The sequence below is a fragment of the Natranaerobius thermophilus JW/NM-WN-LF genome, from assembly GCF_000020005.1.
In the GTDB taxonomy this organism is placed as follows: domain Bacteria; phylum Bacillota; class Natranaerobiia; order Natranaerobiales; family Natranaerobiaceae; genus Natranaerobius; species Natranaerobius thermophilus.
Genome location: NC_010718.1, coordinates 1,956,584 through 1,979,718, shown reverse-complemented (window position 1 = coordinate 1,979,718; position 23,135 = coordinate 1,956,584). Strand labels below are relative to the sequence as shown.

18 protein-coding genes are annotated in these 23,135 nt (G+C 35.8%); 13 read left to right on the top strand and 5 right to left on the bottom strand.

From position 1 onward, the window contains the following. Positions 1-59 precede the first annotated feature (59 nt). Both NTHER_RS09550 and kamA read right to left on the bottom strand, forming a co-directional pair. The gene (locus tag NTHER_RS09550; protein WP_012448322.1) at positions 60-2,036 is read right to left on the bottom strand and encodes a methyl-accepting chemotaxis protein; all 1,977 of its coding nucleotides are present in this window, start codon (positions 2,034-2,036) and stop codon (positions 60-62) included. A 141-nt stretch (positions 2,037-2,177) separates the two neighbouring features. Next, the gene (gene kamA / locus NTHER_RS09545; RefSeq protein WP_012448321.1) at positions 2,178-3,440 is read right to left on the bottom strand and encodes a lysine 2,3-aminomutase; all 1,263 of its coding nucleotides are present in this window, start codon (positions 3,438-3,440) and stop codon (positions 2,178-2,180) included. 792 nt (positions 3,441-4,232) lie between these two features. Here kamA and nhaC point away from each other — a divergent pair. The 11 genes from nhaC (at position 4,233) to NTHER_RS09495 (ending at position 15,589) form a co-directional block, all read left to right on the top strand. Next, positions 4,233-5,408 (top strand): Na+/H+ antiporter NhaC, encoded by a 1,176-nt coding sequence (nhaC, locus tag NTHER_RS09540; RefSeq protein WP_238526095.1) that lies wholly within the window; start codon positions 4,233-4,235, stop codon positions 5,406-5,408. After that, complete coding sequence (locus tag NTHER_RS16265; protein ID WP_238526094.1) at positions 5,398-5,661, top strand: Na+/H+ antiporter NhaC family protein; 264 nt, start codon at positions 5,398-5,400, stop codon at positions 5,659-5,661. The genes nhaC and NTHER_RS16265 overlap by 11 nt, the downstream gene beginning before the upstream one ends. A 104-nt stretch (positions 5,662-5,765) precedes the next feature. Then, on the top strand, positions 5,766-6,581 hold the full coding sequence (kce, locus tag NTHER_RS09535; RefSeq protein WP_041367075.1) for a 3-keto-5-aminohexanoate cleavage enzyme: 816 nt from the start codon (positions 5,766-5,768) through the stop codon (positions 6,579-6,581). A 25-nt stretch (positions 6,582-6,606) separates the two neighbouring features. Further along, a complete protein-coding gene (gene kdd, locus NTHER_RS09530) occupies positions 6,607-7,641 on the top strand; it encodes an L-erythro-3,5-diaminohexanoate dehydrogenase (protein WP_012448319.1) in 1,035 nt (344 codons plus the stop codon). Positions 7,642-7,711: 70 nt separating this feature from the next. Next, positions 7,712-8,116: a 3-aminobutyryl-CoA ammonia lyase gene (kal, locus tag NTHER_RS09525; protein WP_012448318.1), complete on the top strand. Its 405-nt coding sequence runs from the start codon at positions 7,712-7,714 to the stop codon at positions 8,114-8,116. Positions 8,117-8,271: 155 nt separating this feature from the next. Then, positions 8,272-9,411, top strand: coding sequence for an acyl-CoA dehydrogenase (locus tag NTHER_RS09520; protein ID WP_012448317.1), 1,140 nt, complete (start codon positions 8,272-8,274; stop codon positions 9,409-9,411). A 64-nt stretch (positions 9,412-9,475) separates the two neighbouring features. Continuing rightward, entirely contained in the window at positions 9,476-10,264 is a 789-nt protein-coding gene (locus NTHER_RS09515; protein WP_012448316.1) for an electron transfer flavoprotein subunit beta/FixA family protein, read from the top strand. 19 nt (positions 10,265-10,283) lie between these two features. Continuing rightward, positions 10,284-11,516, top strand: coding sequence for an electron transfer flavoprotein subunit alpha (locus NTHER_RS09510; protein ID WP_012448315.1), 1,233 nt, complete (start codon positions 10,284-10,286; stop codon positions 11,514-11,516). A gap of 807 nt (positions 11,517-12,323) precedes the next feature. After that, complete coding sequence (ltrA, locus tag NTHER_RS09505; RefSeq protein WP_012447437.1) at positions 12,324-13,592, top strand: group II intron reverse transcriptase/maturase; 1,269 nt, start codon at positions 12,324-12,326, stop codon at positions 13,590-13,592. A 345-nt stretch (positions 13,593-13,937) separates the two neighbouring features. Then, positions 13,938-14,726, top strand: a complete 789-nt coding sequence (locus NTHER_RS09500; RefSeq protein WP_012448314.1) for an enoyl-CoA hydratase-related protein — start codon at positions 13,938-13,940, stop codon at positions 14,724-14,726. Positions 14,727-14,743: 17 nt separating this feature from the next. Continuing rightward, entirely contained in the window at positions 14,744-15,589 is an 846-nt protein-coding gene (locus NTHER_RS09495; RefSeq protein WP_012448313.1) for a 3-hydroxyacyl-CoA dehydrogenase family protein, read from the top strand. A gap of 169 nt (positions 15,590-15,758) precedes the next feature. Here NTHER_RS09495 and NTHER_RS09490 read toward each other — a convergent pair whose 3' ends face one another. Together NTHER_RS09490 and pckA are read right to left on the bottom strand one after the other, a co-directional pair. Continuing rightward, positions 15,759-16,301 carry a DUF6512 family protein gene (locus NTHER_RS09490; RefSeq protein ID WP_012448312.1) on the bottom strand — a complete coding sequence of 181 codons (543 nt, stop codon included), beginning with the start codon at positions 16,299-16,301 and terminating at the stop codon, positions 15,759-15,761. Between the two features lie 109 nt (positions 16,302-16,410). Next, positions 16,411-18,012 (bottom strand): phosphoenolpyruvate carboxykinase (ATP), encoded by a 1,602-nt coding sequence (gene pckA, locus NTHER_RS09485; protein WP_012448311.1) that lies wholly within the window; start codon positions 18,010-18,012, stop codon positions 16,411-16,413. A 376-nt stretch (positions 18,013-18,388) separates the two neighbouring features. Between pckA and NTHER_RS09480 the strand changes: the two genes are divergently transcribed. Then, positions 18,389-19,135, top strand: coding sequence for an undecaprenyl phosphate translocase family protein (locus NTHER_RS09480; protein ID WP_012448310.1), 747 nt, complete (start codon positions 18,389-18,391; stop codon positions 19,133-19,135). Here NTHER_RS09480 and NTHER_RS09475 read toward each other — a convergent pair. After that, positions 19,132-20,202, bottom strand: coding sequence for a CapA family protein (locus NTHER_RS09475; protein ID WP_012448309.1), 1,071 nt, complete (start codon positions 20,200-20,202; stop codon positions 19,132-19,134). The genes NTHER_RS09480 and NTHER_RS09475 overlap by 4 nt on opposite strands. A gap of 245 nt (positions 20,203-20,447) precedes the next feature. Between NTHER_RS09475 and NTHER_RS09470 the strand changes: the two genes are divergently transcribed. Beyond that, positions 20,448-23,048, top strand: a complete 2,601-nt coding sequence (locus NTHER_RS09470; RefSeq protein WP_012448308.1) for a heavy metal translocating P-type ATPase — start codon at positions 20,448-20,450, stop codon at positions 23,046-23,048. Positions 23,049-23,135 lie beyond the last annotated feature (87 nt).

The window sequence follows — 23,135 nt, the reverse complement described above, 5'->3', positions numbered from 1 at the left end:
ACTCGATATGAAAGTAGTTGTTTATACCTTTAAAATTAGTAGTACAAGCGTTGAAACAATTAAAATTTGAATCTATTAACATCTTCTTGCATATCTTCAGCTAGTTGTGCTAGTTTCTCACTTGCTTTTGCAATATCATCCATAGATGCAGTTTGTTCTTCAACAGAGGCTGATGCTTGTTGGGTAGATGAAGAATTTTCTTCTGCTATTGATGATAAATTTTGAAGTTTATCTACAAATTCTTTTTTCTTTTCTTCCATCTGTTCTCCTGTTTTATTCAGTTTATTAATCAGTTCTTGAGAGGCCTGGATCGCTTCAGCTATACCTGTAAATTTATCTTTAGTATCATTTACACTTTCAGATTGATTATCCATGAGTCTTTCTGCTGTTTCCATAGCATTTACAGCATTTTCGGTTTTTGTAGTTAATTCTGATATAATCATAGATATTTCCTCGGAATATTCATTAGACTCTTCAGCTAATTTTCGGATTTCGTCAGCAACTACAGCAAATCCTTTTCCTGCTTCGCCTGCTCGTGCTGCTTCAATATTGGCATTTAGAGCGAGTAAGTTTGTTTGTTCTGCAATATCTTTAATCATATCACTTGCTTTTTCAATTTTTTGTGTGCTCTCTCTAGTCTCATTAATGATAGCCCGGACTTCTTTAATGGAATTACTATTCTCACTAGCTGTATTTGCTAAAGTCTCTATTGTTTCGAAACCTTCTTCCTTTAGTTTATCAACTGTTTCTGTTTTATCAGTTACTTCTTTTAAGTAATGCTGATCTTGTTCAATCAAATTATTAAACTCTTCCATCTGATTATTAGCTAGCTCTACATCTTCCGCTTGGTTTGCGGCACCATTTGAAATGTCTTCAATGACCTTAGCTACTTCATTAACTGTTTGTGTATTTTCTTCACTGTTTGAACTCAATTCTTGAGATGATGCAGCTAATTCATCCGATTTTTCGTGAATACTTTTTATAAGTTCTACTACATTAGATTGCATATTAGCCAGGCCATTTGTAATTTGACCTATTTCGTCCTTTCTAGTTAAGTATTTTGAGGCTTTATCATTCTCATCAAAAGATAGATCATAATTAGACATTTTTTCAAAGACTTTATTAAGTTCTGTAATTGGAGTAGTTATATTTTTGGAAATATATTTATAGGCTATAAAACTGACCAATATTAAAATAATTATTGGAATTAACACCATGTTCTGACGAATAGTATTTGACTCAGCAAAAACCAGCTCTGAATCAGCTTCAATGACAATTCCCCAGCCTAAATCATCTAAAATAATTCCATGAGCGGCTATATTATCTTCTTGGAAAAAACCAGTTTGTCCATCCAATAATGAGTCAATAAACCCTCTGTTATTTACTGTTTCGGCAGCACTATCAAGATCTTTTTCAGAATGTGCTATCAGTTCACCTTCTGAACTAATAATGTATGTTGTACCATTATACTCAACATTCATTTCACCGACATAATCCGAAATATGACCTAATCCAAGATCAGCTGCGAAAACTTGCTCATTATCAGCTTCCATTACTTGTGAAGAAAATGTTATTACTGGCTCACCTGTATCAACATCAATATAAGGCTCTGTTACAAACAATTCTTCATTATTAATGGCTCCTTGATACCAAGGTCGTTCACTTGGTACATAATCATCACCTAACTCTTCATCTGAAACCATTATCATATTTCCTTCTTCATCACCCACATAAAAATCAATAAATTGTTCGTTATTATCTAAGAAAAATCCAAAGTTTTCTCGAATTTCATTTATCTCGTTTTCCCAGTTGTTTTCATAATAATTATTAACAGTTTTTACAATGTTTTTGTTTTGTTCTAAATAATTTTGGACTTCTGTTGCAACTATCTCACTTTCTTTTGATAATGCGTCTTTTGCCTGTTCTTCTATGGTGCTTGCTCCTACAATGACAGAAAATATACCTACTATAAATATAGGAATTGCTATACAAAGTAAAATAAAAACAATAAATTTAAATTTTAAACTATGCTGCATTAGTTTCACCTCATCTTTACTGAAGAATTTTTTACATCAAAAAAGTAGGGTATCCTTCAAAAGATAAAGCCTTGTAAAAGGTTTAAAAAGTTAAGGATACCCTACAAAATAATTATCGGTTCCATTCTGTATAAACTAAAATTATTTATTTCGTCGATTTAATCGTCTTAAATTACTGGGTTCTAGACTAATTTCATTCCCGCTCATTAATGCAGAAACTCCAGTGGAATCTTGTCCGATATGTTCACAATCTGTACAGCTTTCCTTGCCACATCCTTTAGTTTTATCTTTAGGTTCGGAATATTTAGAAATAACTCCTTCATAATTCCTTAAAACTACACTGTCTGGTGATTGAGAGATTAAATACTGCGGCATTACTGGAGTTTTTCCTCCACCTCCTGGAGCATCCACAACAAAGGTAGGTACTGCATAACCACTAGTATGACCTCTTAATGATTCTATAATTTCTAGACCAGCGGAAACAGAGGTTCTAAAGTGCTCTATTCCCTGGGATAGGTCACATTGATAAATATAATAAGGTCTCACTCTGTTTTTAACAAGTTCGTGAACAAGTTCTTTCATTGTAACAGGACAATCATTAATTCCTCTTAACAATACAGATTGGTTTCCAAGGGGAATTCCAGCATCTGCAAGTTTAGCCAAGGCTTCCTTAGCTTCCGATGTTATTTCTTTTGGATGATTGAAGTGAGTATTTAACCAAATAGGATGATATTTTTTCAATATACTTATTAAATTATCTGTAATTCTCTGGGGTAATACCACAGGTGCACGAGTACCAATTCTAACGATTTCAACGTGTTCAATTTTATAAAGTTCATTCAAGATATATTCTAATCTTTCATCTGAAATTAATAATCCATCTCCACCTGAAATTAATACATCCCTTACTTGAGGAGTATTTTTAATATAATCGATGGCTTTATCAATAACTTCGATAGGGGCAGCTTTATCAGTAGAACCGGCTAATCTTCTTCTAGTACAGTGCCTACAGTACATTGAGCACTGATCTGTTACCAAAAATAGAACACGATCTGGGTAACGGTGAGTAATACCTTCAACTGGAGAATCGGAATCCTCACTTAACGGATCTTCTAAATCAAACTCAGAAAAATTAAGTTCAAGAGAACTAGGTACTGCGTGTCTTCTGATGGGACAGCTTGGGTCATCTTTATCCATTAATGATGCATAGTAAGGGGTGATAGCCATCCTAATTGTTTTTAAGGTTTGCTTGATACCTTCCTCTTCCTCCTCAGTTAGATTGATGATTTCTTTTAAGCTCTCTACATCTGTTATTCGATTATTTAATTGCCATTCCCAGCTTTGCCACTCTGAATCAGAAATATTACTATACTTTGGAATTGATTCTAGATTGGTTTTAGACATGTTATCTCTCCTTTCAATTTATGTGACTATACTTATTGTTCATAATTTAAACATATGCAATTTTCATGCCAATAGACAAACATAGTACTGAAATTTAAAAGAGTAAAAATTAATTATTAAATATTTTGTTGTAATATTGATTTCAGTGATTTTATCAAAGGTTTCGGTTTATGATGTTCATCAGCTTAATTTGTGAAAAGAAACACAAACCGCATAAGCCGATCCGATATTGCATCAGAATGTCGAATCCTATAACAGCGGTTTGTTTGATGTCATTTCTTGTCGTCCGTTGATTCATTTGTGCATCATTTTTCTGAAATATATAGTTGGTATTTGCGTGACTCTTTTGTAAGTTGTCTTTAATTATTTTTCTCAAACTTTTTAAAAAGTCTGGCAAAAGGTTTCCTAAAGAACTTTTTAAAAGATGAGCTATAAAATTTGGCATGTTATTTGCATGTTATTAAACTAGATACAAAAGTTCTGACTTTAACAAGATGTTCTTTTTAAATAAAAAAGTACTGATAATATCAATTTCTCTGGGTTTCAAAGTACAACTGTTATATGGATGGGAAAGATTTTGATGCAATCTTAGATCATATTGATCTAAGATAATATTAAATTCATTATATTCAAAGTGATTTTTTTAACCATTAATTATCAAGAAATTTTTGACTCAAATAGGGGGTGTTATATGAGTTAGCAGGTGGACATTTAAACGTACATAAAAAATAAATAGAAGTTATTATAAAGAAGTATTATGAAACTAAAAAATTTTTTGGAGGTGCCTTTAAAATGGAAGAGATATGTGATAAAAATAACATGAAGCCTACCTTAGGTCAGGCATTAATACCGATAGTTTTTCTAATTATAGCTTTAGGTTATGGAATTGTTGTATTAGAAGTTGATCCACATATCCCATTATTAATTGGTGGAGCAGTGGCAGCACTAGTTGCTATGAAAATAGGTTATAAGTGGGATACAATTGAAGACGGTATTTTTAAAGGGATTATGATAGCTATGCAGGCTATAGTGATATTAATGATTGTAGGTACTTTGATTGGAAGTTGGGTTGAAGCCGGGGTAGTACCTTCTATGATTTATTATGGATTGCAAATTCTATCACCCCAAATATTCTTAGTTGCCACGGCAATAGTATGTACCATTGTGTCCGTATTTGCTGGTAGTTCTTGGACAACAGCCGCAACCATTGGTATTGCTCTTTTAGGAGTTGGAGAAGGATTAGGAGTTCCTGCCCCTATAACTGCCGGTGCTATAATCTCAGGAGCTTATGTTGGCGATAAAATGTCTCCATTGTCCGATTCTACTAATTTAGCAGCAGGTACAACAGGGGATGTAGACCTCTTCGATCATATAAGGCATATGTTATATGTAACTATTCCTGCTTACATAATCACATTAATCATTTATGCTATAATTGGTCTACAATTTGCGGGAGAAAGTTTAGATGAAGGACATATCAATGTTATAATTGATGCTTTATCTGGAGAGTTTCAAATCGGTCCTATGATGTTAATTCCAGTTGTATTTGTTTTAATTCTAATTGGTTTTAAGATACCTCCGATACCTGGTTTGCTTTTAGGGAGCATCGTTGGTGCACTATTTGCAATAATTTTCCAAGGAGCAGCTCCAGCAGAAGTGATTGGATCTATGCACTATGGATTTGTGATGGATTCTGGTGTAGAAGTGGTGGATGATCTATTAACAATAGGTGGACTTGACGGAATGATGTGGACCATTTCACTAATTTTGGTAGCACTAAGTTTAGGAGGAATTTTAGAAAGGGCTAGATTTTTAGAAGTATTTGTTGAGAACATTTTAAAACTTACCAAAACAATCGGATCATTATCTCTTGTAACTCATATAACAGCTGTATTTTTCAACATCGTTACTGCTGATCAGTATTTAGCGATAGTACTAAATGCTCGAATGTATAAAAATGCTTATTAAAGAAATGAACTCACATCCTAAGAACTTATCAAGAATTGTTGAAACCTCCGGAACAATCACATCACCACTAGTCCCATGGAATACTTGCGGTGCTTATATGTATGGGGCTTTAGGCGTTAATCCATTTGCTTATCTGCCATATGCATTCTTTAACTTGATCGCTCTATTACTTTCAGTTATTTACGGTTTAACAGGCATAACTATGAGCGAGTGGAACGGTGGTAATGAAGAGAGTGAAGAAGCAGTTAATTAAGATAATGTTCTGACAGCAATATACTAGGGTATATATAAAAGTAGTTAAGTATGCCCGATAGACTAAATATTTTCAATAATATTAATAGAAAAGGTGGTGTTAAGATGGAAAAATTGATTATTACTGCTGCAATTTGTGGAGCTGAAGTAACAAAAGAAGACAACCCTAATCTCCCAATTACAGCAGAGGAACTAGCGGAAGATGCAGTTAAAGCTGAAAAAGCAGGGGCTTCAATTATCCACCTGCATGTTAGAGATGAAGAAGGCAATCCTACACAAGATGGCGAAGTATTTAAAAAGGCCATTGACGCAATGAAGGAACGTGGTGTTTCAGCAATTATCCAGCCATCAACAGGTGGAGCAGCTGGGATGAGCTTTGAAGAAAGGGCTCAGCCGATAGAATTAAAACCTGAAATGGCCACTTTAGATTGTGGTACAACAAATTTCGGTGACGCGATATTTGTAAATGATTTGCCCATGATGAGAGAATTTGGTAAGGAGATGAAAAGGCTAAATATATTACCAGAGTTAGAATGTTTTGAACCTGGACATGTTTACAATGCACTTCAGTTAGATAAGGAAAATTTGTTACCTAACCACTTGCACTTTGACATGGTCTTAGGGGTACCTGGAGCGATGAAAGCTTCTTTAAAGAATTTAATGTTTATGGTAGATCTTTTACCTGAAGGTTCAACTTGGACAGTGGCTGGTGTAGGAAGGCATGAACTGCCATTAGCTACTCATGCTATTTTGATGGGTGGTCACGTAAGAGTAGGGTTTGAAGATAATATTTACTATAAAAAAGGAGTACTGGCAGAAAGTAATGCCCAGCTGGTGGAAAGAATAGCTCGACTTGCTGAAGAACTTGGAAGAGAAGTGGCTACTCCAGATGAGGCTAGAGAGATTCTAAAGATTAAATAAAACATAAATGAGGAGGCTGATTTTAATGACAAAAGGAAACAAATTTGGAACTCACAGAGTGATTGAGCCAGAGGGTGCTTTACCACAACCGGCTTGGAAGATCGATAATACTATGGAGATATACGATAATGAGGTTCTAATTGATGTTGATACATTAAATATTGATGCAGCTAGTATGACTCAAATAAAAGAACAAGCTGGAGGAGATGTTGAAAAAATCAAGGCTAGGATGAAGGAAATAGTGGCAGAGCGTGGCAAGCATCATAATCCTGAAACAGGTTCAGGTGGGATGTTAATTGGCACAGTAGAACAAGTAGGAGAAAAATTAACAGACAGAGATTTACAGCCAGGAGATAAAATAGCTACATTGTCTTCATTATCATTAACTCCTTTACAAATTGATGAAATTAAAGAGGTTAACACAGATACTGATCAGGTGAAAATTTCAGGAAAGGCGATTTTATTTGAATCTGCCTTGTACTCAAAATTACCTGAAGATATGGAAGATACATTAGCCTTGGCAGCTTTAGATGTGGCCGGTGCGGCTGCACAAACTGCAAAACTAGTTAAACCTGGAGATACTGTGTTTATTATTGGTGCTGGTGGTAAGTCAGGTCTGTTGTGTCTGCATGAAGCCAAAAAGCGAGCAGGTGTGAGTGGAAAAGTTATAGGTATTAGCAGAAGTGACGCTGGCTGTGAACGTATTAAAGAAACAGGATTAGCTGATGTAGTACTACAAGGAAGTGCTAATGAACCTATGAATATTTTTGAAATGGTTGAAGAATCGACTGATGGTGAATTATGTGACGTTACAATCAATAATGTTAATGTTCCAGATACTGAAATGGGCTCTATCCTACCAACTAAAGATGGAGGAATTGTTTACTTCTTTAGTATGGCAACAAGCTTTACCAAGGCTGCCTTAGGTGCTGAGGGAGTAGGAAAAGATGTTAATATGATTGTAGGAAATGGCTACACCAAAAATCATGCTGATATAACACTAGAAATTTTAAGAGAGAACAAGACGATAAGAGAAATATTCAATAGGCAATACGTTTAATGATATATACACCTTAATCCAACTAAGATATAATTTTCGTAAACGAAACTATAATAGGAGGGATTTGAAAATGGAAAAGCCAGTCGAAGCAACTATTAGACTTAGAATGAACGAGAAGGATGTTCACTATGCTGGTGGAATTGTAAACGGTTCTAAAATGTTAGATTTGTTTGGAGATGTTGCTACAGAACTTTTGATAAGGAATGACGGAGACGAAGGGCTATTTAGAGCTTATCAGGAAGTGGAATTTCTTGCTCCAGTTAAATCAGGTGATTTTATTGAAGCAAGGGGTGAAATCACTCGGGTAGGTAACAGCTCTAGAGAGATGAAATTTGAAGCCTACAAAGTTATTGAAAATGCAGGAATTGAAGAACAAACAAGTGCTTGCAATGTTTTAGAAGAACCTGTTCTTGTATGTAAGGCAAAAGGCACTTGTGTTGTACCTAAAGATATGCAGAGGGGTAAACAAGAGTAATCTAAACTGACAAGAATTAGTAACAAAGTTCCATAATTATCTTAATTCATCACAGTTACCCCCCTGAATTCAAACGGCTGAGCAGTGGGGTAACTGTGATAGTTCAATGCTATATAACAAAATATTAACGTAGAATATTAAGGAGGGAGTTAACCTTGAATTTTGAATTATCGAATGAACACAAAATGGTTCAAAAAACAATACGCGAGTTTGCTCAAAACGAAGTAGAGCCAATTGCAGCAGAGATAGATGAAACCGAGAGATTTCCGACAGAAAATGTAGATCAGATGCAAAGATATAAAATGATGGGAGTAAATGTTCCGAAAGAGTACGGTGGTGCAGGTGGTGATGAGTTAGCCTATGCCATAACAGTAGAAGAGCTCTCAAGAGCTTGTGCAACTACTGGTATCATTTGTTCTGCTCATACGTCATTAGCATGCTGGCCCATTTTAAAGTATGGAACTGAAGAGCAAAAGCAGAAATATCTAAAACCATTAGCATCAGGTGAAAAAATTGGAGCTTTTGGCCTCACAGAGCCTAATGCAGGTAGTGATGCTGGTTCCCAAGAGACAAGAGCAGAACTAAAAGACGATCATTATCTAATAAATGGCACAAAAATCTTTATTACAAATGGTGATGAAGCAGATACTTATATCGTCTTTGCAATGACAGAACCCGATAAAGGTGTAAAAGGAATCTCAGCCTTTATAGTAGATAGAGATACTCCTGGCTTTTCAGTAGGTAAACGTGAAAAGAAAATGGGCATCAAAGGTTCAGCTACAACTGAACTAATCTTTGAAAATATGAAGGTACCGAAAGAAAATCTATTAGGCAAAGAAGGCCAAGGTTTCAAGATAGCTATGAAAACTTTAGATGGCGGTAGGATAGGAGTAGCTGCACAAGCCCTGGGGATAGCACAAGGCGCTTTAGATGAGACAGTAAACTACACCAAAGAAAGAGAACAATTTAACAGGCCAATAGCTAAATTTCAAGGACTTCAATTTGAAATGGCAGACATGTCCACTCAAGTAGAAGCAGCAAGACTATTGGTATATAGAGCAGCTATGGCAAAAGCGCAAGGTAAACCCTACACTAAAGAAGCAGCTATGGCCAAGCTATATGCTTCAGAGGTAGCTATGCATGTAGCAAATAAAGCCATTCAACTACATGGTGGTTACGGATACACCAAGGACTATCCAGTAGAACGAATGTTAAGAGATGCAAAAATCACAGAGATCTATGAAGGAACATCAGAAGTTCAAAGAATGGTAATTTCAGGAGATCTGTTAAAATAGCAAAAGTAAACAAGCTCACTACTAGTTTTCTAGTCTATAATAAGTTGTCAAAGGAGGAATTAAATTGAATATAATAGTTTGTGTAAAACAAGTGCCGGACACAAACGAAGTGAAGATAGACCCTGAAAAAGGAACCTTGATTAGGGAAGGTGTACCGAGTATATTAAATCCCGATGATCAAAGTGCTTTAGAGGAAGCTCTTAGAATCAAGGATGAAAATACGGATACAAAAGTGACAGTCCTAACAATGGGACCACCCCAAGCAGAAGAAGTCCTAATAGAGGCAATTTCTATGGGAGCAGACGAAGGGGTATTATTATGTGATAAAGCCTTTGCCGGAGCAGATACTTGGGCTACTTCAAACACATTGGCAAAAGCCATCGAGAACATTGGTGACTACGATCTAGTATTTTGTGGAAGACAGGCCATAGATGGTGACACGGCTCAAGTAGGTCCTCAGATAGCAGAAAGATTAGGTCTCCCTCAGGTAACTTATGTAAAAGAATTTGATATCAAAGACGACAAAGTAACGGTAAAAAGAAGCCTAGAAGATGGTTATGAAACCATTGAAGTTGAAAAACCAGCCCTGTTTACAGCAATTGAAGAACTAAACAAGCCGCGATATCCATACATTGACAAGATCTTTGACGCCTATAGAGAGAAAAAGATAAAGGTTTGGTCAAATGATGAACTGCAAATTGAAAAGTCAGAACTAGGTTTAGACGGATCTCCAACTCAAGTAAAGAGAACCTTCACACCCGATAAGAAAAAAGAAGGAGAAATGATAGAAGGTTCACCTAGAGAACAGGCCAAGACTTTATTAGTAAAACTTAAAAGCAGAAATGTAATATAACGACAAGGGGGATTTAAGAATGGGTGTTAAAATATTAACAGATAAATGTAAGGGTTGTGCTTTATGTGTAGATGCATGTCCCTTCGAAGCTATTGAGATGAAAGATGATATAGCTGTACTAAATGAAAGCTGTACAAACTGTGGTGCTTGTATAGAATCTTGTAAATTTGGTGCTATTATAAAAGAAGAAGAAGACACTACTCCAAGAGGTACTGTTAATATAGATGAATATAAGGGAGTTTGGGTCTTTGCTGAACAAAGAGACGGCGAATTAATGCCCGTTACAATCGAACTACTAGGTGAAGGTAAAAGGATAGCAAAAGAAATAGGAGAAGAGCTAAGTGCAGTTCTAATAGGGGACAATGTAGAAGACCTTACTAAAGAACTGTTTGCCTATGGTGCAGATAATGTATATCTTTGCCAAGATGAACTATTAAAGAACTTCACAACAGATGGATATACAAAGGTTTTAACAAACATGATCAACGACTACAAACCAGAAATCATCTTAATAGGAGCAACCCATATAGGAAGAGACTTAGCCCCTAGAGTGGCTTCAAGAGTCAACACAGGTCTAACAGCAGATTGCACTCAATTGGATATAGATAGTGAAGACAACAAATTGCTGCAAACAAGGCCAGCCTTTGGTGGAAATATAATGGCAACTATAATCTGCCCTGATCATAGGCCGCAAATGGCTACAGTAAGACCAGGTGTAATGCAAAAGGCAGAAAAAGAAGACAGTCGTGAAGGAAAAGTAGTAAATGTAGAAGCAAACGTGACACATGATGATATCAATATTTCAGTCAAAGAGATCAAAAAAGAGAAAAAAGCCGTAGTTAACCTAGAAGAGAGCGATATTATAGTATCTGGTGGTCGAGGCCTTGGAAATCAAGATGGATTTAAAATGTTACAGGATTTAGCCGATAAATTAGGCGGAGTTGTAGGGGCCTCTAGGGCAACAGTAGATGCAGGCTGGATTGATAAAGACCATCAGGTTGGACAAACAGGTAAGACAGTAAGGCCTGGTTTATATATTGCGTGTGGAATATCTGGAGCAATCCAGCATCTAGCAGGAATGGAAGGTTCAGAGTGCATTGTAGCAATAAATAATAACCCTGATGCACCAATCTTTAAAGTTGCCGATTACGGCATAGTAGGGGATGTATATGAAGTAGTCCCTAAACTTATAGAAGCTTTAGATAATGAGGAAGAATTAGAAGAAGCAGTTAAAGAAATTACGGCTGATTAAAATTAAGTAAAGGTTGAACAATAGAGTAGAAGTTGTTTAAATAGTCCCGGCAAGTAGCCGGGGCTTATTTGTTTGCCCGGCATGCCTGCCGCGCCGATGGGTTGAAAGAAACCCTGTCACCTAACCAGCAGGAAGACAACCATAAGGCAAGGGCGTCACCGGTGACGGTGGAGTCTGAAGGAAGCTGAAGGGGGAATTTGGAACATAGTGAGAACAAACCGAGGATGGCCTTTTAGGTGGGTAACCTTGCAAATTATGGGAAAGCCCGAAAGCTGGATAACCTAAAAGGTTAGGACGGATGCGTTCAAATTCAGGCAAGCAGACTTAACCGGGGAGATACCTGTATTGTCTTGTGACGACAAGTAAAGTTAAGACAAGTGGAAACATGAGTTTTAACTAAAGCAGTGCAGGAGGCAGATGAACCCGTAGTAGTGAAGAACTTTCGGCCAAAGAAAGCTGGTAACAGTCTGGAGGATAAAACCGAAAGGACACTACACCTGGTTGTAGTGGTGCATAATGACCGAAAGGGGAATTATGTAGTGTGAAGGGGTGAAAGTAGACCAAAGAGTGTAGCAAGAACTCGAGTAGACACTTTAGGTAGGAAGAAAACTGAAGCTGAAATGCTAAAGGGAACGGAAAGTCAGGTGGTGACGAGCTTACTTGCTTTACCGTCCGCCTAGTGGAAGTAGAGCGTACCCTGATAGGTAAGATTGCCAAAGAGCTAGAGACACCGTTAAGCACGTTCAAAGAAACCACAACTAAAAGTGTAGAAAGAGGGAAGGCACACAGCGAAAGAAGGTGCAATTGATGAAGAAATGGTACAGTTTAATAGACAAGATTTATTCCAAAAAGAATCTAGAAGACGCCTACCGCAGGGTCAGAGCTAACAAAGGTAAACCCGGCATAGACCAGGTAACCGTGGAGGCTTATGGCTCCAACCTAGAAGAAAATCTGGAAACCCTTCATCATGACCTTAAAATTGGCGCATACAAACCACAACCTGTGAGGCGAGTTAAGATACCCAAACCAGATGGAAGTACTCGCCCATTAGGGATTCCAACCGTAAAAGACAGGGTAGTCCAACAAGCAACCTTAAATATACTTCAACCGATTTTTGATCCAGACTTCCACCCGTCAAGCTACGGATACAGGCCTAATCGCTCATGTCACAAAGCAATAGCTAAATCAGAACAGTTCATTAATAAATACAATCTAAGACATGTAGTAGATATGGACCTATCTAAATGCTTTGATAAATTAAACCATGAGTTGATTATCGAAGAAGTAGCCAAGAAAGTTAGTGATGGAAGTGTTCTCAAATTAATAAAGAAGTTTTTGAAGTCCGGAGTAATGGAAGATGGAGCCATAGAAGACACAGAAATAGGGAGCCCTCAAGGTGGAGTGATATCACCACTACTAACCAACATTTACCTAGACAGATTTGATAAAGAAATGAAGAGTCGCAATATCCGAATAGTAAGATATGCCGATGATATTTTAATATTCGCCTACACACCAAGACAAGCGAAAAGATATAAAGATATAGCTACTGAAATATTAGAAGACGAATTAAAACTAACAGTTAATAAAGAGAAAACTCACATAACAAATGACCGCAAAGGTGTTCCCTACCTAGGAGTTATCATAAGGAGTCAAAACATATCCATCCAGCCTGAAAAGATACAGAAATTCAAAGAAAAAGTCAGAACTCTTACACCAAGAAATCATGGTAGAAATCTATCCGAAATCATAAAAGAGCTAAATCCAGTATTAAGAGGATGGGCAAATTACTTCCGAATAGCCAATTGTAAGAAACAATTTGAGAACTTAATGAAATGGATTAGAAGAAGACTTAGGATGAAGAAAATGCGAGAATGGAAAAGTTGGAAACAACTACACAAAACTCTTCGCAGAAAAGGCTACAAAGGGGAATTTGAGAAAATCTCCATGAATAAATGGAGAAACTCATCAAGTCCTCTCATAAGTTTAGCACTACCCAATAAGTGGTTTGACGAGATAGGTCTAATTAATATTAGTACCTATCAAGTTGGTATTTTGCATCACTTTAGAAAGTGATCGAGGTCTACTAGGAGCCGTGTACGTGGCCCGTAAGCACGGTTCTGTGAGAGGAACGAAGCCACAGCTAATTACTGTGGCTTCTACCTACTCGATATTTTTAAAAAGGCTGTATTAAAGTCGATTTTAGAAAATTATTAAAAAAAACATTTAAAAGGTTTTTCAATGGTAATATAGAATATAAGATTAATAGAATAAAAGAAAGATTATGGGAGAATTATAATTATGGAGTTTTCAAAATTATTTATTTAGCAAGTTTAGTCATATTTCAAAATTATGAGAATAGTCTGAATTTGAATCTGTTTAAAACAGAACTCAAATTTAAGGAGTTAAGGAGGGTTTTTAATGACTTCTGAAAAACTAATTTTAAAAGAAATGAAAAACGATTCTGTTGCCCTATTGAAGATTAATCGTCCCAAAGCATTAAATGCCTTGAATGTCGAAGTCTTGAAGGAACTATACAATGAATTACAAGAGATTGAAAAAGATGAGACTGTTAAATGTGTAATTATCACGGGTAGTGGTGAAAAAGCTTTCGTAGGAGGCGCGGATATAGGGTCAATGAAAGATATGGATACTGTTGAAGCGAGAAAGTTCTCTGAATTTGGAAACGAAGTCATGACCTACATTGAAAATTTAAAAATTCCAGTTATAGCTGCAATAAATGGTTATGCTCTTGGTGGAGGTTTAGAACTTGCTTTATCTGCTGATATTAGAATTGCTTCTGAAAACGCTAAATTTGGAACCCCAGAAATTAACTTAGGGATTTTTCCTGGTTTTGGAGGTACCCAAAGGCTTCCCAAAATTGTAGGACTACATAAAGCTAAAGAACTTATTTTTACCGGTGAAATAATTACAGCGGAAGACGCCAAGGAAGCAAACTTAATTAATAAGGTGGTAAAACAAGAAGAACTGATGGAAGTTGTTACTAAAATGGCATCAAAGATAGCTTCAAAAAGTAGTATACCTCTTAAGTTAGCTAAACAAGTTATAAATAGAGGTTATGAAGAACCCATTGAGACTGGTTCCTTGATGGAAACTAGCTCTTTTAGTGTATGTTTTTCAACTGAGGACCAGAAAGAAGGAATGGAAGCATTTTTAGAAAATAGGAAACCAACTTTTAAAGATAAATAAGAAGGGAGGAAATTATTATGAACAAGGCTTTAGTAGTAGGTGCTGGTACTATGGGTTCTGGAATAGCCCAAGTTTTAGCAACAGCTGGTTGTGAAGTATTCTTAAATGATGTAAACAAATCTTTTATAGAAAAAGGTTTGGGTAAAATTGAGAAACAATTGGATAAGCAGGTGTCAAAAGAAAAGATTGATCTGGCTAAAAAAGAGGAAATAATGAGTAATATAAATACTCATGAAGACCTAAACCAATCAATTGATGTCGACATAGTTATTGAAGCTGTTTTGGAAGATATTGAAGTTAAGAAAGAAGTATTCAATAAGATCTCTGAAAATTGTCCTCCTGAGACAATTTTTGCTACTAATACATCTGCCTTAAGTGTTACTGAAATAGCTAACGAAACAGATAGAAAAGAACAATTTATAGGTATTCATTTCTTTAATCCAGCTCCGGTAATGCCTTTAGTTGAAATTGTCAGGGCAAAAACAAGTGATGAGGAAATAGTTGAAAAAGGATATGAGTTTGCTAAACAAATTGGAAAAGAACCTTTGATTGTCAATGAAGCTCCGGGTTTTGTAGTGAATCGAATTCTAGTTCCTATGATAAATGAAGCTGCGTTTGCTGTAATGGAAAATGTGGCCAGCGCAGAAGATATTGATAAAGGGATGAAGCTTGGTGCCAACCACCCCGTTGGCCCCCTTACTTTGGCAGATATGATAGGTCTTGACGTTTGCCTTGCAGTAATGGAAACGCTATACGATGAATTTGGAGATCCTAAATATAGACCATGTCCATTGTTAAGAAAACTTGTACGAGCTGGATATGTGGGTAAAAAATCAGGAAAAGGATTTTTTGATTATTCCTAATGGAAGTATTAAATTCCCAAATTAGGCAGAACCATTTCTTAAAAATTACTTACAGGATTGGGTTCTATATTCTAACTATAGGACTCAATCCTTTTATTTTAGCTATGTTATATTAACCTTTGATACTAAAAAATTTTATATAGCTATCAAAATTCATCTTAATACAGCCTTAGATTATGAAATGAATCATTAGCTCAATCAAAGGGTGAAAGAACCAGTGGTCTGGTCTGTTGTAGGTAAAGTAAGCCAATAATGTGCCGTGAATTATAATAAAACTTCCAGCCATTAGAGAATAAAACTCTCTTAATTCACTTGAAATCAAAGTTTTATAACTAACAGAATAAGCCAGGACAGTACCAAAAATATATGACATGATATCAAGAAAAACAATAGGTTCTTCGGTGATAGCAGTGTAAGAAAAGAAAAATAACATTATAAAAGATTGTAGAATTAGAATTGCCACTGCTTTTGCAACTAAAAAGTTATTAACTTGATCATTTAAAAAAATATATTGAATCAAACTAAAAAACACGATTGACCAAAATCCCAATTTAAGATGTTCGAAGAGACTTTCATTGACAGGACTTATTATACCAACTAAAGGTAATTCTAATAATTCATAAAGAAAATGAAGAAAAGACCCGACTATTATTACAAATAAAATTCCGGCTACTTCCCAAATAAGGACTCTATTTGAGTTTATAATTGTCATATTGAATTTCTCCGTTTTGAAAGATCTTTTTATTATCTTGTCCAATAAAGAGCGTGAATATAAGAAAATAGGGTGCCATAAATGGCACCCTATTTGTACTAAAAGTGGCTTATATATTAGGCCCTGCGGCGTATACCTGGGAAGGTATATTAGTAAACTGCTTAAAATTTTCCTGGAATTTTTGAGCTAAAATTTTAGCCTTATCATCGTATTCAAGTTTGTTTTCCCAAGTATTTCGTGGTGTTAAGATCTTTGAAGGTACACCAGGGATATTCTCTGGGACTAACACATTAAAAACTGGATCTGGATGAAAAGATGATTTTTCGATTTCTTTAGTCTGGATTGCTGTGATCATGTTCCTGGTATATTCAAGATCAATACGCTTTCCTTTTCCGTATGGTCCACCTGTCCATCCTGTATTAACTAAATATACTTGAACATTATGTCGTTCTATTTTTTCTCCTAGCATTTTTGCATAAACACATGGATCAAGAGGCATAAATGGTGCCCCAAAGCAAGTAGAAAATGTGGCTTCTGGGTAACTCACCCCTCGTTCGGTACCTGCTAGTTTGGAAGTGTACCCGGATAAAAAGTGGTACATGGCCTGTTCCTTAGTCAGCTTGGAAACAGGAGGAAGCACACCATAAGCATCAGCTGCTAAGAAAATAATGACATCAGGACTTTTGGCTTTACCCGAATTAAGTGCTCCGGGAATATTATCCAAAGGATATGCTGCTCGAGTGTTTTCAGTTAAGCTAGTATCAAAGAAATCAGGTTCACCATTTTCACGTTTGATCACTACATTTTCCAAAACTGTACCGAAATTTATAGCTTCATAAATCTGAGGTTCCTTTTCTTTATCAAGGTTAACACATTTAGCATAACAGCCACCTTCAAAATTAAAAATGCCATTATCATGCCAGCCGTGTTCATCATCCCCAACTAAGAACCTGTTTTCATCAGCAGATAATGTAGTTTTTCCTGTACCCGATAATCCAAAAAATAACGAAATATCACCATGTTTACCTATATTAGCTGAACAATGCATAGGAAGGACATTTCGTTCAGGAAGCAAACAATTAAGTACTGTAAAGACGGATTTTTTAATTTCTCCAGCATACTCAGTACCGCCAATCAAAATAATTCTTCTCCGGAATGAAATTATCACAAAAACTTCTGAATTTGTTCCGTCAATTTTGGGATCTGCTTTGAACCCTGGTGCGTTGATAACTGTAAAACCAGGATATAATAAAGAATCATTATGGTGTATTGGTTTGTTGTCATTAATAAATAACTGTTTTGCAAACAAGTTGTGCCAGGCGCGTTCAGTAATAACATGAATTGGCAAGGTGTATTCTTCTTGGGAACAAACTTTTCCGTTAAATTTATAAATTTTTCTTTCGCTAAGATAATTTAAAACCTTATCATAAAGCTTGTCAAAGGTTGATTCAGGAATAGGGCAATTGATTTCTCCCCAATTTATCTTATCTTTAATCTCTGATTCATCAACGATGAATTTGTCCTTAGGAGATCGCCCGGTATATTTGCCAGTTTTGACTGTAATTGCCCCTTGTGAAGTTAATTTCCCTTCACCATTGACAATCACTTCTTCAACTAAACTTGAAATCGGTAAATCTGCAACTCCCTGTAAGGTTAAGTCATTTAGTTTTCTCGGAAGACATTTTAAAGAGATACTTTGTGAGTAAACCATATTTTTCCCCTCCCTAATCACATCTCTATTACGTTATGTAATCCTAAGTGACATATTTCAAAAAATATGATGGAATAATCCAAAAATTATGATACAACATTTACCTAAATAGTGCAACACATTAATGTAATTTTGTAAAAATGTAGTCAATATCACTAATTTAGCCACTGTTTCACTAGGCCAAGGTGTAATTTAAGTTAGTCTATTGACAAACATGGTAGCACAGGGTAAAGTTAATCTGATTAATCATGTAAAATTCGCTGTAGTTATTTCAGTAGGTACTGATATTTACTTGTTAATACTGTAAAATTTTTAATAGAACGGATTATGCGGTTTGACAGTATATCTTATTATCATTTTTGTTTGAGGTGAGAAAATGTTACTTTCAATAAAAGGTTTGATTTTAGGATTTATTATGGTCCTTCCAGGGATGAGCGGTGGAAGTGTATTTGTGATATTTGGAATGTACGAACAATTAATTAAGGATCTTGTCCAGTTCAAAATCAAACCATATATGCCTTTGATGGTTGGTATGGCCGTTGGGATATTTTTAAGTGGTCTTCTGTTTTCCCTGTTTTTTGAAAATTATCGAGATGAAACAGCAGTGTTTTTATTAGGTTGTTTACTTGCCTCTGTGAGAGCTTTACTGCGAGATAGGGAAAGTTTTAATTTTGCCAGGGTGGGGTTATTTACTATTGGGATCGTCTTTGGATTGATTTTGGGTGATGAACCCATGGGAGTTGTATCATCAAACGAAAATGTTAGTAATGGTTATCTATTCATGGGAGGGGCTTTTTCAAGCGCCACAATGATTTTACCAGGTCTTCCGGGAAGTTCTGTGTTAATTGCTATGGGTATATATGACACAGTACTGTTTTATTTACGTGATTTGGTTATTGGCAAATTGTTTGTTTTTGGTGTCGGTGGTGTGGTAGGAATTTCCTTGTTAGTTAAATTATTGGAACAAGTATATAATCGTTATAAAGATTTAGTATTATATTTTTTCTCTGGGTTAATAATTGGTTCAGCCAGGGCATTGCTCCCCTACGAATTATCTCTGTTTGTCGTAATACTTTTTATTACTGGCTTTATATTTGTTTGGACTTGGAGCGGAAAATCTTAATCTATTTTTTTATTTAATTCTTTTATTCTCTCATTGATTCTTTCTTTTTCTTTATTCTGGACTGGAGTAGGTTGATAATTATTTCGCTCCTTTTTAGAAGATATACTTATGGGAATAATATTGTGGTCTACTTCTTCAATTTTACCATTTTTAAATTTGAATTCGTTTTGGAATATCATACTATCTTTATCTGAAGGATTTTTATTACCACCAAAACAGAAGTTTCCTAAACTATAAGCTATATAGCGTTCTTCGTATTGTTCTATCCCTTGAAGCACATGAGGATGATGCCCCCATACCATATCTGCACCGCTTTCTATGGCCGATCTTCCTAATTCTTTTTGAGTATCATTAGGGACATATTCATACTCATTTCCCCAGTGAAAAGTGACAATTACTGCATCAGAGTTTGCTTTTGCCTGTTCTATTCTTGAACTCAAATAATTTTTTCGCTCCTGATTAACGTACCATCCGGTGAATCCTAATATAGAAAACTTTTTACCTTTCACTTCTTTGGTAAATTCCAGGTCATAGCCGAAGTAGCCAATTCCTTTTTGTTCCAAAGATTTTTTAGTGTCTTGAAACCCTCTGTTTCCAAAATCCATAGTGTGGTTATTTGCCAGGTTTACTGCATCAATATGCCCTTTTTTCAAAATTTTGGCGTACTCTGGTTTACCTTTAAAAGTAAACTTTTTGTTCTTAGGTTGATCATGATTTGTTAAGGTACCTTCTAAATTTAAAATTGAAATATCGCTGTCTTTAAAAATTTCTTTTACATTGCTAAAAAAATAATTATAATTTTTGCCTTGTCTTTCAAATTCATGATCAAAACTATTGTAATAACCAAAATCTTCATCATAACCAAGAGTTGTATCACCAGCAACACTTATAATTATAGATTTTACTTCATCGTTGTTTACGACTTCTTCCTTAGTTTGATACTCTTTTTTCATTTCTTCAAAAACGTGTATTAGGTTACAATCGATATGGTTTATATTATAACCCCCAAGATTCATAGTTAATAAAAAATTAAGAATTAATACCCATAAACTCATTTTGCCAATCACAATTGCTCACCCCAATATAAAATCAAAAGTTAATATAAAATTTTCAGAATTATCATCAAGATAGGTATATGAGATAGAAGATTAGTTATGAAATTAAAGTTAGAAAAAGCACCCACAAAACTCGAGCGATTTGTGGTATATAATTCATAAACTTCAAATACTACAACCAAATTATTTTTGTAAGATACTGTTTGGACTAAGATTAAAAATTATTAAATAAGAGATGTATTAGGGGAGGAATAATAATGACGACATCTGAGAAAGCATCTATTCAGATAATCATAGAAGGAATGAACTGTGCATCATGTGTTAAACAAGTGGAAAAAGAAATAGAAGACCTTGTAGGGGTTTACGAAGCCAGTGTAAACTTTGCTACAGAAAAGGCTTTAGTGAAATACAATCCCAGGGAAGTTTCTGAAGGAGATCTTTTAACTGCTGTTGAGAGAGCTGGTTATCACGGCGAATTACTTCCAGAGTATGGAGAGAAATCGAAAGCCAAGAAAAAATCAGGTGACAATCATGAACATAATTTTCAAACTGGTGATAAGGGGAAAAAAAGCGTAAAGCAGGCCTTTGGTTGGGAAGAAGCGGATTTATCCATATCAGGGATGACCTGTGCTGCTTGTCAGCAACGAGTGGAAAAAGGTTTAAATGAATTGGAAGGTGTAAGTGCAACAGTAAATTTGTCAACTGAAAAAGCTAGAGTTACATATGATCCGTCAATAATAGACTTATTATCAATTAAAGAAGCTGTTTCAAAATTAGGTTATGAAGCTGAAGAGGTTAAGGAACTGCAAGGAAAGGGCGGCGCCAGTATTGCAGAGGAAAGCCAAGCAGAAAAGAAGTTAAAAAAAGCGGCCTGGCGTATGTGGTTAGCAGTTGCTTTTGCTGGGCCTTTAATGATATTAATGATGATTCATATGTTTTTGATTCAAATTCCCTATTACTTTGCGTTAAGCGCTGTATTAGGTTTTCCAGCTATTTTTATAGCTGGTTCTGAAACTCACAAATCAACTCTAAAAAACTTACGTCGTCTAAATGCTAATATGGATACTTTGGTTACTCTAGGATCTACAGTTCCGTATATGTTGAGTTTTCTTGGCATCTGGTTTCCCATAACAACTTTTATTGAAATGGCTGCTACCATTCTTACTTTGCATTTAGTAGGTCGTTTTTTGGAGGCAAAAGCTAAAGGAAGAGCTTCAGAAGCTATTAAACGACTTCTGGCCATGGAAGCAAAAGAGGCTCGAGTTATTAGGGATGGAGAAAAACTTAGTATACCAGTTGATCAAGTGGAACCTGGTGATATTATGGTGGTGCGCCCAGGCGAAAAAATTCCTACTGACGGTAGAGTTATGGAAGGGAATAGTTTTGTAGATGAGTCCATGGCTACCGGTGAGTCACTACCAGTAGAAAGAAAAGCTGGAGATGAAGTGATTGGTGCAACAGTTAATAAACAAGGAGCTTTACAAGTAAAAGCTACAAAAATTGGTAAAGATACATTTTTATCCCAGGTAATAAAAATGGTTGAAGAAGCCCAAGGCAGCAAGGTTCCTATTCAGGAGTTTGCTGATAGAGTCACAGGTTATTTTGTTCCAGCAGTGCTAATAATAGCTCTGTCTGCTTTTATATTTTGGTTAATTATTCCAAGTTTTTTCCTAGGCATAATTACAGCAGCAGAACAATATTTACCTTGGGTAAATCCAGATGCTCCTCAATTTACCTTAGCCTTTTTAGCAGCAACTGCTGTTTTAGTAATTTCCTGTCCTTGTGCCCTTGGTCTTGCCACTCCTACTGCCTTAATGGTAGGTAGCGGCAAAGGGGCAGAACAAGGTGTTCTTATTCGCAATGGAGAAGCAATTCAGATGATGAAGGATATAAAAATGATTGCTTTCGATAAAACAGGAACCATCACAAAAGGGAAACCAGAAGTAACTGATATTGTTTCTACCTCAAGTTATAGTACTCAAGATATCCTTTTTTATGTAGGAAGTTTGGAGGCTTCATCTGAACATCCTTTAGGAGAGGCAATAGTAGTTAAAGCAAGACAAGAAGCGGAGAAGCAAAATTTTAATCTGGCTCAGGCAGAAGAATTTTCTGCCATAACAGGCCAAGGAGTAAGGGGACTAGTAGATGGTCAAGAAGTTTTAGTTGGGAGCAGGAAACTTATGGAATCTAAAGGTATCGATATTAATCAGATAGAAAGGGAAATGGAAAAACTTGAAAATAAAGCGAAAACAGCAATGCTTGTGGCTATTTCAGGAAATTTGGCGGGTATTATAGCTGTTTCTGACACTTTAAAGGAGGATTCAAAAGAAGCAATCAGGGAAATTGAAGAGATGGGCCTTATCACTTGCATGATAACAGGGGATAATCAACGAACAGCTGATGCAATAGCTAGGGAGGTAGGAATAAGTAGAACAGTTGCCAATGTTCTACCAGATGAAAAAGTTAATGAAATAAAAAGTCTCCAAAAGCAATATGGAATGGTATCTATGGTAGGAGATGGAATAAATGATGCACCAGCACTTAAGCAGTCAGATGTTGGAATAGCAATTGGGACTGGTACTGACGTTGCTATTGAAGCCGCTGATCTCACCTTGATAAGAGGGGACTTGAGTGCAGTGGTATCTGGAATTAAATTATCTCGAGCTACTTTCAGAAAGATTAAAGAAAATTACTTTTGGGCTTGGTTTTATAATGCCATAGCCATACCGTTAGCTTTTTTTGGATTACTTCACCCCATCATTGGTGCGGCAGCTATGGCTTTTAGTTCTTTAAATGTCATTCTCAATTCGACCAGGCTTAAAAAAAATAGATATTTCCTCAGATTTTGTTACTTCTAGCCCTGTCGACAAATAATGATCACCTTAGAGTTATTTTACAAATTTATCAAATTTAGCTAAAATAGAACTTAGGACAAGCTTAAACAT